General features: G+C 63.3%; 13 protein-coding genes and 1 pseudogene. 6 read left to right on the forward strand and 8 right to left on the reverse strand.

Going from position 1 to position 14,378, the window contains the following annotated elements; genetic code table 11:
• Positions 1-131 precede the first annotated feature (131 nt).
• The gene (locus tag NKJ26_RS21265; protein ID WP_352696904.1) at positions 132-1,643 is read left to right on the forward strand and encodes a S10 family peptidase; all 1,512 of its coding nucleotides are present in this window, start codon (positions 132-134) and stop codon (positions 1,641-1,643) included.
• Positions 1,644-1,759: 116 nt separating this feature from the next.
• Here NKJ26_RS21265 and NKJ26_RS21270 read toward each other — a convergent pair whose 3' ends face one another.
• Together NKJ26_RS21270 and NKJ26_RS21275 are read right to left on the reverse strand one after the other, a co-directional pair.
• Entirely contained in the window at positions 1,760-2,632 is an 873-nt protein-coding gene (locus NKJ26_RS21270; protein WP_352696905.1) for a glutathione S-transferase family protein, read from the reverse strand.
• A gap of 27 nt (positions 2,633-2,659) precedes the next feature.
• The gene (locus NKJ26_RS21275; protein WP_352696906.1) at positions 2,660-3,241 is read right to left on the reverse strand and encodes a VOC family protein; all 582 of its coding nucleotides are present in this window, start codon (positions 3,239-3,241) and stop codon (positions 2,660-2,662) included.
• Between the two features lie 392 nt (positions 3,242-3,633).
• Between NKJ26_RS21275 and NKJ26_RS21280 the strand changes: the two genes are divergently transcribed.
• Positions 3,634-4,530 (forward strand): DMT family transporter, encoded by an 897-nt coding sequence (locus NKJ26_RS21280; RefSeq protein WP_352696908.1) that lies wholly within the window; start codon positions 3,634-3,636, stop codon positions 4,528-4,530.
• Positions 4,531-4,622: 92 nt separating this feature from the next.
• Here the strand turns inward: NKJ26_RS21280 and NKJ26_RS21285 are convergent, their stop codons facing one another.
• From NKJ26_RS21285 to NKJ26_RS21295, 3 genes and pseudogenes are all read right to left on the reverse strand, one after another.
• Complete coding sequence (locus NKJ26_RS21285) at positions 4,623-5,078, reverse strand: hypothetical protein (RefSeq protein WP_352696910.1); 456 nt, start codon at positions 5,076-5,078, stop codon at positions 4,623-4,625.
• Position 5,079: 1 nt separating this feature from the next.
• Positions 5,080-5,844, reverse strand: a complete 765-nt coding sequence (locus NKJ26_RS21290; RefSeq protein WP_352696912.1) for a hypothetical protein — start codon at positions 5,842-5,844, stop codon at positions 5,080-5,082.
• Between the two features lie 529 nt (positions 5,845-6,373).
• Positions 6,374-7,225: pseudogene (locus tag NKJ26_RS21295) on the reverse strand (LysR substrate-binding domain-containing protein); the annotation flags it as partial.
• A gap of 113 nt (positions 7,226-7,338) precedes the next feature.
• Here NKJ26_RS21295 and NKJ26_RS21300 point away from each other — a divergent pair.
• The 3 genes from NKJ26_RS21300 (at position 7,339) to rarD (ending at position 11,240) form a co-directional block, all read left to right on the forward strand.
• Positions 7,339-7,746, forward strand: coding sequence for a tautomerase family protein (locus NKJ26_RS21300; protein WP_352607953.1), 408 nt, complete (start codon positions 7,339-7,341; stop codon positions 7,744-7,746).
• A 132-nt stretch (positions 7,747-7,878) separates the two neighbouring features.
• Positions 7,879-10,101 (forward strand): AMP-binding protein, encoded by a 2,223-nt coding sequence (locus NKJ26_RS21305; RefSeq protein ID WP_352696914.1) that lies wholly within the window; start codon positions 7,879-7,881, stop codon positions 10,099-10,101.
• A 206-nt stretch (positions 10,102-10,307) separates the two neighbouring features.
• The gene (gene rarD / locus NKJ26_RS21310; RefSeq protein WP_352607949.1) at positions 10,308-11,240 is read left to right on the forward strand and encodes an EamA family transporter RarD; all 933 of its coding nucleotides are present in this window, start codon (positions 10,308-10,310) and stop codon (positions 11,238-11,240) included.
• On the opposite strand, the gene NKJ26_RS21315 is transcribed toward rarD, so the two are convergent.
• Together NKJ26_RS21315 and NKJ26_RS21320 are read right to left on the reverse strand one after the other, a co-directional pair.
• Positions 11,218-12,216 carry a transporter gene (locus tag NKJ26_RS21315; protein WP_352607947.1) on the reverse strand — a complete coding sequence of 333 codons (999 nt, stop codon included), beginning with the start codon at positions 12,214-12,216 and terminating at the stop codon, positions 11,218-11,220. The genes rarD and NKJ26_RS21315 overlap by 23 nt on opposite strands.
• Positions 12,217-12,378: 162 nt before the next feature.
• On the reverse strand, positions 12,379-12,669 hold the full coding sequence (locus tag NKJ26_RS21320) for a hypothetical protein (protein WP_352696916.1): 291 nt from the start codon (positions 12,667-12,669) through the stop codon (positions 12,379-12,381).
• A gap of 110 nt (positions 12,670-12,779) precedes the next feature.
• Between NKJ26_RS21320 and NKJ26_RS21325 the strand changes: the two genes are divergently transcribed.
• Positions 12,780-13,670, forward strand: coding sequence for a LysR substrate-binding domain-containing protein (locus NKJ26_RS21325; RefSeq protein WP_352696918.1), 891 nt, complete (start codon positions 12,780-12,782; stop codon positions 13,668-13,670).
• A gap of 42 nt (positions 13,671-13,712) precedes the next feature.
• Here NKJ26_RS21325 and NKJ26_RS21330 read toward each other — a convergent pair whose 3' ends face one another.
• The gene (locus tag NKJ26_RS21330; protein WP_027026355.1) at positions 13,713-14,324 is read right to left on the reverse strand and encodes an LOG family protein; all 612 of its coding nucleotides are present in this window, start codon (positions 14,322-14,324) and stop codon (positions 13,713-13,715) included.
• Positions 14,325-14,378: the final 54 nt, after the last annotated feature.

Below are 14,378 nucleotides of genomic sequence, written 5' to 3' on the forward strand. Positions count from 1 at the left end.
CTCCGAAGGAATCCGCTGACCCGGATTCGTTGCCCTGACGGCAGGCGATCCATCTTCAACCAGATAAGCCTTTCCTTTGACTTCGATCGCATCGGCTATAGCTATGCGACAAGCGTTCTCGCGGAGGCGTCATGCCGTTTAAGTTGAAACTGATCTGCTTCATCCTCCTGATGCTTGCCGTCTTCGCGCAGCCTGGCCTGTCCCAAACAGCGGAGCGGCCGGCACCAACGGGCGGCGTGCTGTCGCTGCTGCCGGAACCGCAGACCACCAGCCATTCGATCCAGCTCGCCGGGCGCAAGCTGGACTATCAGGCAAAGGCCGGCACGCTGTCGCTGCTTTCGGGCAAGGCCGAGGTCACGGCGGAGATCTTCTATGTCGCCTACACGCAACGGGCGCCGGCGGACGCCGCGGAAGGCTCGCCGCGCCCCATCACCTTCGTCTTCAACGGCGGACCGGGAGCGGCATCCGCCTATCTGCATCTCGGTGCCCTCGGCCCGCGCATAATCACCACCGGAACCGACGGGGAATTCCTGCCTTCGCCGCAAAAACTCGTCGACAATCCGGACAGTTGGCTCGACATGACCGACCTGGTCTTCGTCGATCCGGTCGGGACCGGCTACAGCCGCGAGGCACCAGGCCAGAACACGCATGATTTCTGGGGCGTCAACCAGGATGCCAGTTCGATGGGAGCCTTCATCCGGCTCTACCTCGCGCAGAACGGCCGCACCGGATCTCCGCTCTTCCTCGCCGGGGAAAGCTATGGCGGGTTCCGCGCGGCGCTGCTGGCCAGGACGCTGCAAGAGGATATCGGCATCAGTCCGAACGGCATCGTGCTGATCTCGCCGGCGCTGGAGTTCATGCTTGTCCAGCCCGACGAATTCGAGCCGCTGCATTGGGCGCTCGAACTCCCCTCGCTGGCGGCGGTGCGGCTGCGGGCCGAAGGCGTCGGCGGCGATGCGATGCGCGAGAAGCTCGCCGAGGTCGAGCATTATGCGCTCGGCGACTACCTCACGGCTATCGCCAGCGGGCTGGAGCAAGGCGGCCGGACGGCGAGCCAGCATGTGGCCGACATCACCGGGCTGCCGCTCGACCTCGTCCAGCGGAACTTCGCCCGCATCCCCACCGGCCTGTTCGCAAGGGAGTTCGCCCGCGCCGGCGGCAAGGTGCTCAGCCCATATGACGGCACGATCGGTACGGCCGACATCGCTCCTGAAAGCGCTCGCATCGCTGGACCCGATCCGGTGCTCGACCGCAGCGTACCAGCATTGACCTCTGCCTTCGTCGGCTATGCCCGCGACGAGCTGAACTATCACACCGATGTCAGCTATCGGCTGCTCAATGGCGAGATCAGCGGCAATTGGGACTACGGCACTTCGCGGCAAGGTTATGCCGGCGTGATGAACGATCTGCAGCGGGCGCGCTCGCTCAATCCTGCGCTCGGCGTGGTCATCGTCAACGGCTATACCGACCTGGTCACGCCTTATCTGGCCTCGCGCTATCTGGTGAACCAGATACCCTCGCTCGCCGGGGCAAAACCCATCCGGCTCGATGTCATCGAGGGCGGGCACATGATGTATTTAAGGCCGGACGGCCGGCGTGCGCTGAAGGAGGCGGCTTCAGAGCTCTACCAGGCAACCCAATGAGGGCGGCGCGCGCTGTGCGTGCCGGACGAGGGTGTGAGAAGCGCGGCTTGGCGCATGCGCATCAACACCGCCCGCCGGCGGGGGCGATCCAGCCGGCGGCGAGTGAGCGAGAAGTCTCAGGCCTTGGCTTGCGACTTCACATGGGCGATGTAGCCGCGTACGTCGCCGGCCGGGCCTGCATAGGCATTGCCGAGCTTCTTCTCCATCGCCGCCATGTAGTCGCTGGCCCATTTGGGCAGGGCGTAGTCGATGACGGCCAGGAATTCGAGTGTCGCCGCCAGCCGGATATCGGCGATCGACGGGTTCTTGCCGCCGATGAAGGGCTTGCCATCCCTGAAGAAGGAGTGGAACACCTCCAGCGGTTCGGAGATGGCGGCGATCGCCGCCTTCTGCGCCTCCGACTTTCTGTCGGGATGAGCGTCGCTATGGCCGACCTCGCCGGCATATTGCGGGAAGCCGAGCACCGGATAGGTGGCGCGCGCCACATAAGGATAGAGCGTGCCGATAAGGTAGAACATGGCGCTGTCGATCATCGCCCGCTTGGCAGGCGCCTTGGGGTAGAATTTCTCCAGCCTGTGCTTGTTGGCGAGATACTGCATGATGGCGCAGCTCTCCCAAAGCACCCCCCGCGGCAGGCCCTTGTCCTCGATCATCGGCGTCAGATGCGCCGGGTTGCGCGCCATGAATTCGGGCGAGCGCGTGCTGCCCCAGGCGTCGGCCTCGGCATGGTCCAGCCCGGCGGCACGGGCAAACACCCGAACTGTCATGTTGTTGACGCTCGGCTTCAGCATGCTGATCATCAGGGCGGGTTTCTTCGCCGATTTCCCCTTGGCTTTGGCCATGGTTTTGCCGGCGGCTGCCTTTGAAGTCGCCTTGGCGGCAGGCTTTGCCGATGCCTTAGTCGCCGGCTTGGCTGAAGCTTTTACCGCAGCTTTTGGTGCCGCCTTGGCCGCCGGCTTCTTCCCGCTCTTCGTCCCTGTGCTTGCCATGTGTTCCTCCCTTATGTTTGGCAAAAATCAATATGGGTTCCTTGGCCCACGGTCCGCCGACAATGTCGCGCGCGAGCGCTCAACCAGTGCCTGGATGGCGTCGGCCAGATGCACCTCGGCGATGTTGTAGTCGCCGCGCCCGACGCGGAGCTTGTGAGCTTCCATCAGCACGTCGGCATGGGTAAAGCCCGCCGGCGGCTCGAACCGGTAGGAAGCAAGTTCGATCAGCAGACCGAGCGGGTCCTCGAAATAGATCGAATCCATGAAACCGCGATCCTTGACGCCGCTGTGCTTGATGGCGCGCTCGTCGAGCCGGACGACGGCCTGCAGGAAGGTGACGCGCGACACGGCAAAGGCGATGTGATGCACGCATCCGGTGTCGGTCGGGGTGCGGCGCTTTACCGGCGTGCGGGTCTCGTCGGTGAAGATGGTGATCAGCCGCCCGTCGCCCGGGTCGAAGTAGAGATGGCTTTCGGTTGCCTTGTCGAGGTTGGGCTGCTCGAAAATGAAAGGCATGCCTAGCACGCCTTCCCAGAAATCGATCGACGTCTGACGACCGGCGCCGACCAGCGTGATGTGATGGACGCCTTGCGATTGCAGCTTCTGCATTGCGTTCTCCCCTGCCATGTCGGTGTCTCGACACTAGAAGTGCCAGGTTTCAGGGCCCGCCGCGCACGATGCGAATGGCACCTCTCATGCGAGCGATGGTTTCCTGGTCCGCACCGTTCCTTAGCGTTCTGCGCGCCGCCCAGCGTCACGCGCCGGCTTTTGTGAGACAATGCTAAACCAATCAGTCGCGCCACGCCAGAAGTCGCATCCGGGATCACCCTGCCCCAACGCAAGCATGGCGCTGGAGCAGCGCCATGCAAGGTTTCGCCCCTATAGCTGGCAGGGGCGGAGCCGACCGGGGCCGGAGCGAGCATTTCCGCAAACGGCTGTGATGGGCATGGCCAGACTGCTGACACTACGATGTCAGGACAGAACCGCGTAAATTGGCTTTCATGACCGATGTTGCAGCCGCCACCGACCCCGCAGAACGGACACTTGGCATCATCCTGGTGTCGTCCTCGGCGGCCGTGTTCGGGCTGACCGGCGTGCTGACCAAGTCGATCCATGCCGACCCGCTGACCATCACCTGCTGGCGCGGCTTCGTCGGTTCGATCCTGATCACGCTCTATGTGCTGTGGCGCCGCCACCGCTCCGGCAATCGCGAAACGTTGCGGCTTGGCTGGCGCGGCTGGCTGCTGGCGGTGGAAGGGGCGCTGGCCAGCATCGCCTTCATCTCTGCCTTCAAATTCACCTTCGTCGCCAATGTCGCGGTCATCTATGCAACGTCGCCCTTCATCGCCGCCTTGCTGGCCTGGGTGCTGGTGCGCGAACCTTTCCGCCTGCAGACGATGGCGGCCGCGGCTGTATCGCTATTCGGCGTGGCGGTCATGGTCTGGTCCGGTTTCGGCACCGGCAATCTGTTCGGCGACGGACTGGCGCTGCTTATGACGATCGGCAGCGCGCTCTACATGATCATGGTGCGCGCCTTCCGCGATACGCCGGCGGTGTGGGCCGGCGCGGTTTCGGCCTTCCTGTTGTTCGTGCTCGGCTGGTTCGTTACCGATCCACTGGCGGTTTCCTCGAGGGACGCCGTTCTGCTCGCCACCTTCGGCGCATCCTTCGCGCTGGCTTCCATCCTGTGGACGGAAGGCTCGCGGCTCATCCCGGCGCCTGAATCCGGCCTGCTTGGCTCAGCGGAAGTGCCGTTTGCGATCCTGTTTGCCTTCCTGTTCCTCGCCGAGATACCGCCAATGGCCAGCATGATCGGCGGCACCATCGTGCTCGCCGCGGTGTTTGCCCATGCCGGACGCGACTGGCTGGCAGCCAAGCAACGGGCTACAGACACATGACCAGCATCGTGGTGCGTTCCGGGCGCCGAGTTCGCAATGTCCCGCCGCTTTCCGTCAAGCGACTACTCATTCGGCCGTCTGACCGCGATTGACTACAATGCACCAACGATTGCGGCAAATGCCGAGAGGATTGCGGCCGCGTTGTTCATGTTTGTGATGGTCTGCTTCGCCTGTTGGTATGCTGCTTTCAAGCTGGCGGCGACGGCCTTCAGCTCTTGCGTGATCGGTTGATAGCGCTGGCCTTGAGTATTAAGGTCAAGTTGGGTGGCCTGCGCCAGCTCCATCAATGTCGCATGCATGAGCTCAGCATAGTGAGCCCGCCTGGCCGGATTTCGGCGAGCAAGCTCGGCTAATGCAGAATGGGTTGCGGCCAATGCTTGGGCAGCCCCTTTGTTAGTAAGCTGCGGAACCGCAAGCGCAATTGCGCCTCCGGCCTTCGGAACCGTCCTGGCAAAGGCCGCTGCTGCGTCCTTGACCCCCTCAGGTACCAGCCGCTTGATCTTCCTGTTCTGGCTTCTGACAAACTTTCGAAAAACATCCTGATCCATCTCAGCCACCCTGTGTTGTCTTCAAGGCCTTCACCAAAGCAGCAAGATCAGTTGCGACAGCTGCAAACGCCTGCACTCTGGCGCTAGCGTCCGGCGAGCCCTCTGCCAAGGCCTTGTGCGCAGCAGCCAGCTTGCTGAAGATGTTTCCTGAATTCTCCAACGTCTCCTGCAACGTCACCGTGCTGTCGACGTCCGCACGGGCAGCGAGATACTCCTTGTATCGCTGCAGTCGATTCACCCTTCCATCCCGCCGCAATGCGTCAAGCACTAGAAGCCGATCAACCTCGTAGTCCTCGACCTGAGCGTGGACGAGTAAAGCGACGGAGTTCAGGCTATCTGGCATGTTCTTGGCAATGAACTGTACCGCCGGATCTGCTTTCCTGATGATGCCCTGTATTTTCGTTGCGTACGCATCTTGAAGGGCGAGCCCAGCCAAATTGCCGGCCAACTTGATGGCAGGGCCGGAAATAGGTGCGGCGCCTGGCACGGCAGCGCCTGCAAGTTGGCCAGCGGCGGCCCCCAATTTGTTGGCCGCATCCACAAGCTGAGTGCCAACACCTTGGTCGCCCGCCTGCACCAAGGCTCTCGCATAAGCATCGAGAGCAGAAAGGACTTCCAGCTGCGCCGGGGCAGTTACGATCAGCTTCTTATCGTAATCATTCAGCCGAAGCTGATAGCCGGGGCTTCCCGTCATGTAAGCCAGACCCTCTCTTTCCTGGCTTATGCGAACGGCAAGCATGCGGTTTGTAGTGAGCGCCTCTTCCATGGACGAAGCGGACTTTGACGCCGCGTCTCCAAACGCCTTTACTTGATCCCCCGGCGGAAGATTTGCGCAAGACGATACGAAAATACACGCCGAAGCTATCAGCCACGCTGAATAGCCCTTCACCCCGTTGACCATCTGTCTCCCCCAACCCCGAAGAAACGGTATTTATTTTCTCTTCATGAGTCAAATCTTATTTAATATTGCTAATTAGCGAAAATATTCTCTTGACTTGGTGCGGCCCCCGCAACTTCAGCAAGCTTCCGCGCGGTTCACAGCGCGTGGCTGTCAATCACATGGTCAAGCCGAGATACGAGCAGTTCGGGTTCCATGAGGGCTGTCGAACCGCTCTCCACGACCATCTCGAAAATATTTTTTTAGTTCATGGAACCAATCATCGGGGTCGGGCATTGTTAGTGCGACGGGCCACCCCAAGTCCCCCCAAACCCCTCGGCCCGTCCTACTCCAAGCCGACCGCAAGGTCGGCTTTTTCTTTGCCATCGTGTTGGTTGCGCGGCGGTTCGCCCGGTGGCCCATGCAGAGCCAGGTTGCCGCTGAGCAGCGCCGCCAGATCGCCAGCGGGACGGTCGGCGCCGGCGCGCAGCCGGATCGCGAACTCAGCCACCGGAACCCTCGGCAGGGCGAATTCGCGCGAAGCCTCGACAATGCCGGAATGGGCAAAGCGCGCGGTTCGCAGCGTCAGCGCCACACCGGCGTTCACGGCGGTTCGCAACCCGGCCAGACTGGCGCTGCCGGCAGCGATGCGATAGCGGCGGCCGGCCGCATCCAGCGATGCGAGCGCGGCCTCGCGAAAGCCGCAGTGGGGATCGAGCAGCGCGAGCGGCAACTCCTCCTGTCGCGAGGCCAGCCCTTTTTGCGAACACAACCATATCATCGGTTCACGCAACACGCCGACCTCGTCCGGCGCCGGGGTGTGGCGCATCACGATCGCCAGATCGAGGCTGCCTCCCTGCAGCGCCTGCGCCAGTTCAGCGGAGCGGCCGACCCGCAGTTCGATCCTGACGCGCGGATGACCGACGGCGAAGGCGCGCAGCAGATCCGGCAAGCCGCTGTCGGCGAAATCCTGCGTCGTGCCAATGGCGACGCGCCCGGCAGCCCGTGCTCCTTTCAGCGCCAGCCACGCCTCGCGATGCGCGGCCAGGATGCGCCTTGCATGGCTAACGAGGTCCTCGCCAGCCGGCGTCAACCCGCGACCCCTGCCTTGTGGCATCAAAAGCGGTTCGCCGACGATCTCCTCAAGCCGCTGCATCTGAGCGGTTACCGCCGAGGGTGAACGGCCGACGTGTGACGCCGCCTGCGCCAGTGAGCCGCTGTCGACGAAAGCAAGGAAAGTTCTGAGCAGATCGGGATCGAGCGTTTCCATAATTCGACCGTATCGAATCTTTCGTTTAAAACAATTCGATTTTTCCAACTCAAGGATGATGGCATCGTGCTCCCAACGGCAAACGACGCCGGTCCCAACCCAGGAGAAGAAAAATGCCCATCATCAATATCAGCATCACCGGTCAACCCGACGCCGCTCTGTCCGCCAGCATCGCCAGGCAGGTGACTGAAATCACCGCCACGCAGTTGCGCAAGGATCCGACGATCACCGCGGTCGCTGTCACCTATATCGACCCGCAGCACTGGTTCGCCGGCGGCAAGTCGCTTGCCGAGCACGGCACCAAGACGTTCTGGCTGGATATCAAGGTCGTCGACGGCACCAACACCAAGCTTGAGCTGGAAGCCTATCTCAAGGCGATCTTCGCCGCCTTCGGCAGCCTGCTGGGCGGCGTGCACGAGGAAAGCTACGCTTTCGTGCATGAAGTGCCGGCTGCCGCCTATGGCTATGGCGGCAAGACACAGGAATTCCGTTTCATCAGTGGCAAGTTGAGGGCGGCATAGCGCATTCTTCCCTTCCTCGCTTGCGAGAGAAGAAAGAAGCTCCGCATTGACCTTGCCCCCACATGGTCTAGGGTCTGGCCGACGCGGCCGCAAAAGAGCCGCGATGCTAAAAATCGTTGGGAGAGATGCGGCATGATCCTGACACTGGCGCTGCTTGCGGGTCTTGTCCTGGCTTGGCTGCTGATCGGCGTGGTGGAGAAATTCCGCCTCGGCCTGCGCTTCACCCAGGCGCTGCTCTATGTGCCGTTCAAACTCGCCTACCGGATCGGCGACAGCCGCATCACGATCGCCCGCAAGGCGCAGGTGCCTGTCATCTATGTCATCTCGCACCAATCGCGCTTCGAGCCGGCGCTGATGCTGTCGCTGCTGCCGGACGACACACTGCATATTCTCGACGAGGTCTCGGCGCGGTCGCCATGGCTCGAGCCGTGGCGCGAGCTTGGGCGCACCATCGCCTTCAACGCCGAACATATCTTCGTCAGCCGGCGGCTGGTGCGCGTGCTGAAGGGCAAGGGACGGCTCGCCGTCTATCTGCCGGATGCGGTCGAGCCCGACGTCAAGACGTTTCGCCTGTTTCGCGCCGTCACCCGTATCGCCATGCAAGCCGACGCCCGCATCGTGCCGATCTTCGTCGCCGGCGCGCGCAGCCTGCCAGTGTCGCTGACGTCGGCGGACAAGGCACCGCGACACTGGTTTCCGCGACTGTCGATCAGCGTTCTGGAGCCGATGACAATCGCCGAGCTGGTGGCGCGCAACCCGGACCAGGCTTCGAACACTAACGCGCTGTTCGATCGTGTCGCCGAGGCGCGGCTTTTCGGCACCGATCTCGATCGTGGCCTGTTCCTGGCCATCCGCGATGCCGCAACCAGGGTCGGCGCCTCGCACCCGATCATCGAGGACGTCATCTCCGGTTCGCTGAGCTACCGCAGGATGTTCATCGGCGCGCGGGTCCTGGGCAGGCGTTTCGAGGCTGCGACGGCGCCGGGCGAGGCAGTCGGCCTGATGCTGCCCAACGCCAACGGCGTCGTGCTGTCTTTCGTCGGGCTTTTGTCGGCCGGCCGGGTGGCGGCGATGATCAATTACACGGCCGGACCGGCAAGCGTAACCGCCGCCGTTCGCACCGCGATGATCCGCACCGTCGTTTCGTCGCGCGCCTTCGTCGAGAAAGCCGACCTCGCCGACATCGTGGCGGCAGTCGAAGAGGGCGGCGCCAGGCTCCTATGGCTGGAGGATGTGCGCGACAGCGTCGCCGCGCTGGACAAGCTTGCCGCTGCCTTGCTGTGGCGCTTGCCGTTACAGCGGCAGGACGGTGCCAAGCCGGCAGTCATCCTCTTCACCTCGGGCTCGGAAGGCACGCCCAAAGCTGTGGTGCTGTCGCACAGGAACCTGCTTGCCAACGCAATGCAGGCTGAGGCGCGCATCACCATCTCGCCGGCCGATATCCTGCTCAACGTGCTGCCGGTATTCCATTCCTTCGGCTTGACGGGCGGCACCATCCTGCCGCTGGTCACGGGCGTTAGGCTGTTCCTCTACCCCTCGCCGCTCCACTACAAGATCATCCCCGAGGTCGCGCGCAAGGCGAAGCCGACCGTCATGTTCGGCACCGACACGTTCCTCGCCAACTACGCACGCACCGCAAAGGACGGCGACTTTTCCAGCCTGCGCTTCGTTGTCGCCGGCGCCGAGGCGGTGAAGCCGGAAACCCGCCGCACCTACCGCGAGCGCTTCCAGGCCGAGATCATCGAAGGCTTCGGGCTGACCGAGGCCGCACCCGTCGTTGCCGTCAACACCGCGATCCACGGCCGCGACGGCACGGTCGGGCGGCTTTTACCGGCCATGCGCATGAAGCTGGAACCGGTCGAGGGCATCAGCGACGCCGGCCAACTATGGCTCGACGGACCGAACCTGATGATGGGCTACATGACAGCGGACCGGCCCGGTGAGCTGCAGCCGCTGACCGGCTGGCACGATACGGGCGACATCGTCGCCGTCGACCGCGAAGGCTTCATCACCATTCGCGGCCGTGCCAAGCGCTTCGCCAAGATCGCCGGCGAGATGGTGTCGCTGGGCGCGGTCGAGATGCTGGTGCAGTCGCTATGGCCGGAAGAGCGCCACGCGGCGGTGGCGGTGCCGGACAAAAGACGCGGCGAGCGCATCGTGCTGGTCACCACCGCCGACGATGCCAGCGCGGAGGAACTGCGCCAGTTCGGCAAAAAAGCGGGCGCGGCCGAACTGATGGTTCCCAACGACATCGTCAAGGTGGAAGAGATCCCGGTGCTGGGATCGGGCAAGACCGACTATGTATCGACCAGAAGGTTGGCGATCGACAGGCTGGGGCTAGGCATGGCGGCGTAGAACAGGGACGGTTGCGGGACGGAACTCTTGCAAACGCCGCTGAACAGCGCCCCCCTTCTGTCCCGCCGGACATTCCCCACATGCGCGAAGGAATGCCATCGTGCGATGCTTGTGTGCGAACCACCTTGAACCATCAGCAAGAGTCCATTGATCCATCAGAACTTTGCGATGGTCTTGCCGGCATTGCTGGGCCATAGCGTTGGTCCATGGCCACCGATGCAATCGCCCTCGAAGCAGATACAAAAACCCGCCGCGGCTTTCTTTTGGCGCTGGGCGCTTATCTTCTATGGGGACTGTTGCCGTTCTACATGAAGGCGGTCGCCCATCTGCCGCTTGCCGAGGTGATCGCCCACCGAATCGTCTGGTCGGTGCCGATCGCCGCGGCGGTCCTGGTCTGGGCCGGCCGCACGGCGGATTTCAAGGCGGCAATTCGCTCGCCGCGCACCATTTCGATGGCCGCGCTGACGGCGGCGCTGATTTCGGTCAACTGGGGCATCTATGTCTGGGCGATAGCCGTCGACCGCACCGTCGAGACCGCGCTCGGCTACTACATCAACCCGCTGGTCAGCGTCGTCGTCGGCGCGCTGCTGCTCGGCGAACGGCTCGACCGGCTGCAGATCGCGGCGGTTGTGCTGGCCGCGATCGCCGTCGCGGTGCTGACGATCGAGGGTGGCAAGCTGCCCTGGGTGTCGCTGGCATTGGCGTTTTCGTTCGCCGCCTACGGCTTCTTCCGCAAGACGCTGCCGATCGGCCCGAGCCAGGGGTTCCTGCTCGAAGTGCTTCTGCTGTCGGTGCCGGCCCTGGGCTACATCGGCTATCTCATAACGACCGGGCAGGATCACATCGTATCCAGCAATGCCACCGACATGGCGTTGCTTATGGGCTGTGGCCCCATCACGTCGGTGCCGCTGCTGTTGTTCGCATTCGGCGCCAAGCTGCTGCGGCTCTCCACCATCGGCATCATGCAGTACATCGCGCCGACCATGGTGTTCCTGATCGCGGTTCTGATCTTCAATGAGCCGTTCGGTACCACCCAGGCCATCGCCTTCGCCCTGATCTGGGCAGCACTGGCGGTCTATTCCTGGTCGATGCTGGTCACCGCTCGCCGGGCTGCCGCTACATCTGTCCGAGCCGCCTGACGAAAAGATAGGTCGCTCCCGCGATCAGCATCGACACCGCCGTCACCACCCAGAAGCCCATCGGCGTGTCGACCAACGGCAAGCCGCCGACATTCATGCCGAAAAGGCCGGAAATGATGGTCATCGGCAACAGCACCGCCGTCATCACCGACAGCACGTAGAGCAGCCGGTTCGACTGCGTCGTCAGCTTGGCCATCAGTTCGTCCTGCAAAAGCCGGGCGCGCGCCTGCAACTGCTCGCCGTCATAGTGCAGCGTATGTGCCCGATGCGAGAGCCGCGCCGCCATGTCGTTGATCGAATCGGGCAGGTCGTTGCGGTGCGAATGGTCAAGATGGCGAAACAGATTGGTCAGCGTCGCCATCTGCCGGTGGATCACCACCAGGTGCCGTCGTTCGTCGACCAGCGCCTGCCGCTCATTGTGCCATGCGTCGCAAACGATGCGATCCTCGATGCCGTCGAGACTGTCGCCGAGTGCGGCAAGTTCCGCCGCCATGCCGTCGAACGACTGGCCCACAACCGCCTCGATCAGTTCGGCCGGCGAACGGAATTTGCGGGAGCCGTTCTCGATCGCCTTGCGGATGTTGTCGACCGACTGAAGCGGCTGCTTGCGGGCGCCGACCAGCATGGTGTCGTTGAGGGCGAAGCGGAAATGGCCAAGTCCGCGGGCTTCCGCCGAATAGTCGTGGCGCAGGTCCGGCAGGTCGCCATAGAGCCAGTCATCCTCGAGGTCGATGTGACAACCATGGCTGGCGGACAGGAAGGCCTCGCGTACCGGTGCCGGCAAAGCCTGATCGGCGCCGATCTCATGGCGCGCACGCATGTCGGAGAGCTGATAGCTGCGCCATGTCCAGTGCGCGGCGGCCGCGTCCTTGGTCCGCGCGCCCTCGGCGGTAAAGTGGTAGATGAAGAACAGCCCGTGCTCGTCGGGCAGGTAAGGCGACAGGTCGGTGCCTTCCGGGGCGAGAGCGATATCCATGGACGCGGGTGCCAGATGCGGTTTTCGACAGCGGCGCCGCACGGCGGGCGCGTGGCCGCAACTTCTAGCACGAGCGAAGCCGGTTTCGTGTGACGGTTTCTTGACAGCAGATCACAATGCGTCGAGCGGCAGCGCATGCGCCGCCGCCGACGATTTTGCCATTCAGCGCTTGGGCCCAAACCCGGGATACGGATTGAGAGGCACGATTGCGGCAATGTCCATCATGCCCGCCTTGACCAGAGGCAAGGTGGCGAGGTGGCCGCGCACGTCGGCGTCGCTGACGGCCTCGAACATCATGCCGCTGCCGGGAATGTCGCCACGGTTCCAGACCTGGCGCACGGCGCCTTCGGCATAGAGCGTGCGCCGTTGCTCGGCCTCGCCGGGCAGAAGCGGTGCGAAATCGGCATCGGTGAACTTTTCGGTGTTGCGGGCAAGAAGGGCGAAGAACTGCATGGCGGTCTCCTTTGGTTGGGATGACCGACTATCGCCTCGACTGGTCAGACTTTCCAAGACTGATTAGGATAAAGTTAAGACCTATTGGGACTTGAAGCCTCGGAGAAAAAATGTTCGACCTGCGCCAGCTCCGCTACTTCGTCACTGTTGCCGAAACCGGCAATGTCGGTCGCGCCGCCGAAATCCTGCACATTTCCCAGTCGCCGCTCAGCCGGCAGGTCATGCAGCTCGAGGCGCAATTGGGCGTCGCCTTGTTCGAAAGAGCCAGGCAGCGGGTTCATCTCAACGCCGAGGGCCGCGCCTTTCTCGGCGAGGCAAGGGCACTGCTTGCCAGTGCGAAACGCCTGGAGGAGCTCGGTCGCGACCTTGCGACTGGCGCGGCAGGGCACCTCGCCATCGGCTATGTCGAGGGAGCGGTGCATGCCGGGGTGCTCAGCCAGATGCTTGGACAGTTCCGCCGGGACCGGCCCGAACTCCATCTGCGGCTGCTGAGCCAGCGTTCGGCCGCGCAACTGGAGGAATTGCGCCAGCGCACGCTCGATCTCGGCCTCGTCTATTCGCCGCCTGCGAATGACGATCCCGACATCGCCTCGACGCTGGTCCAGCGCGAGCCGCTGGTGCTGGCGATACCGCAGGGCGATGCGCTCGCCAATGTCGCCGACCTCTGCCCGGCCCATCTGGACGGTCGCGCCTGGATCACCGTTGTGCGCCAGCCCGACGACACCAACCGCGCCCAATTCCTGGCCGCCTGCGCCAAGGCCGGTTTCATGCCCGACATCGCCTATGAGACGGCCGATCCGTTGACGTCGCTTGGCCTGGTCAGCGCCGGGCTTGGCCTGGCGACAGTGCAGGCCAGCCTGCGCGCCGCGGCACCGCCGCGGATCGTGTTCCGCGACCTGCCATGGTTCGAACGCGCGGTTTCGATCCATCTTGCCTGGCGGCGCCATGATCGACGAGCCGTGATCGCGGATCTGAGGAAGGCAGTAGCGAATAGGGAATAGGGAAGCATTTCACATATTCCCTACTGCCTACTGCCTACTCCCTCACATCTTGTCTATCACCGACTGCACGCCCTCGGTCGGCGCGTCGACGGATGAGCCTGCCACCATGATGGCCGCGACGATCGCCTCGGGGTCGTTGACGACCAGCGGCTTGACCCGCTGCGCGGTGTGAATGAAGCCCTCGGTCGCCATGTGATCCAGCAACGCCAGCATCGGATCCCAGAATCCGCCGACATTGCCGAAGACGATCGGTTTGCGATGATGGCCGAGCTGCGCCCAGGTCATGATCTCGACGATCTCCTCGACCGTGCCGATGCCGCCCGGCAGCGCCACAAAGGCGTCGGATTTTTCGAACATCCTGTGTTTGCGCTCGTGCATGTTGTCGGTGATCAACAATTCGTCGAGCCGGTCAAGCGCGGTTTCGGTTGCCTCCCTGTTGATCAGGAAGCGCGGGATAATGCCGGTGACCTTGCCGCCGGCCTTGAGCGCGCCATCGGCAACGGCGCCCATGATCCCCTTGGTGCCGCCGCCATAGATCAGCCTGAGGCCTGAGCGCGCAATCGAGCGGCCAAGCAGGTGCCCGGCCTTGGCATAGGTTTCATCGCGGCCCGGAGACGAGCCGCAATAGACGCAGACGGATCGAATCGTGTTCATGCCGATGATTGGTGATTGGGTCTGAAAGCGCGGTCAAGCCCTGGGGCGGGCTTT

The organism is Mesorhizobium sp. M0152 (assembly GCF_040322415.1).
Lineage (GTDB): Bacteria > Pseudomonadota > Alphaproteobacteria > Rhizobiales > Rhizobiaceae > Mesorhizobium.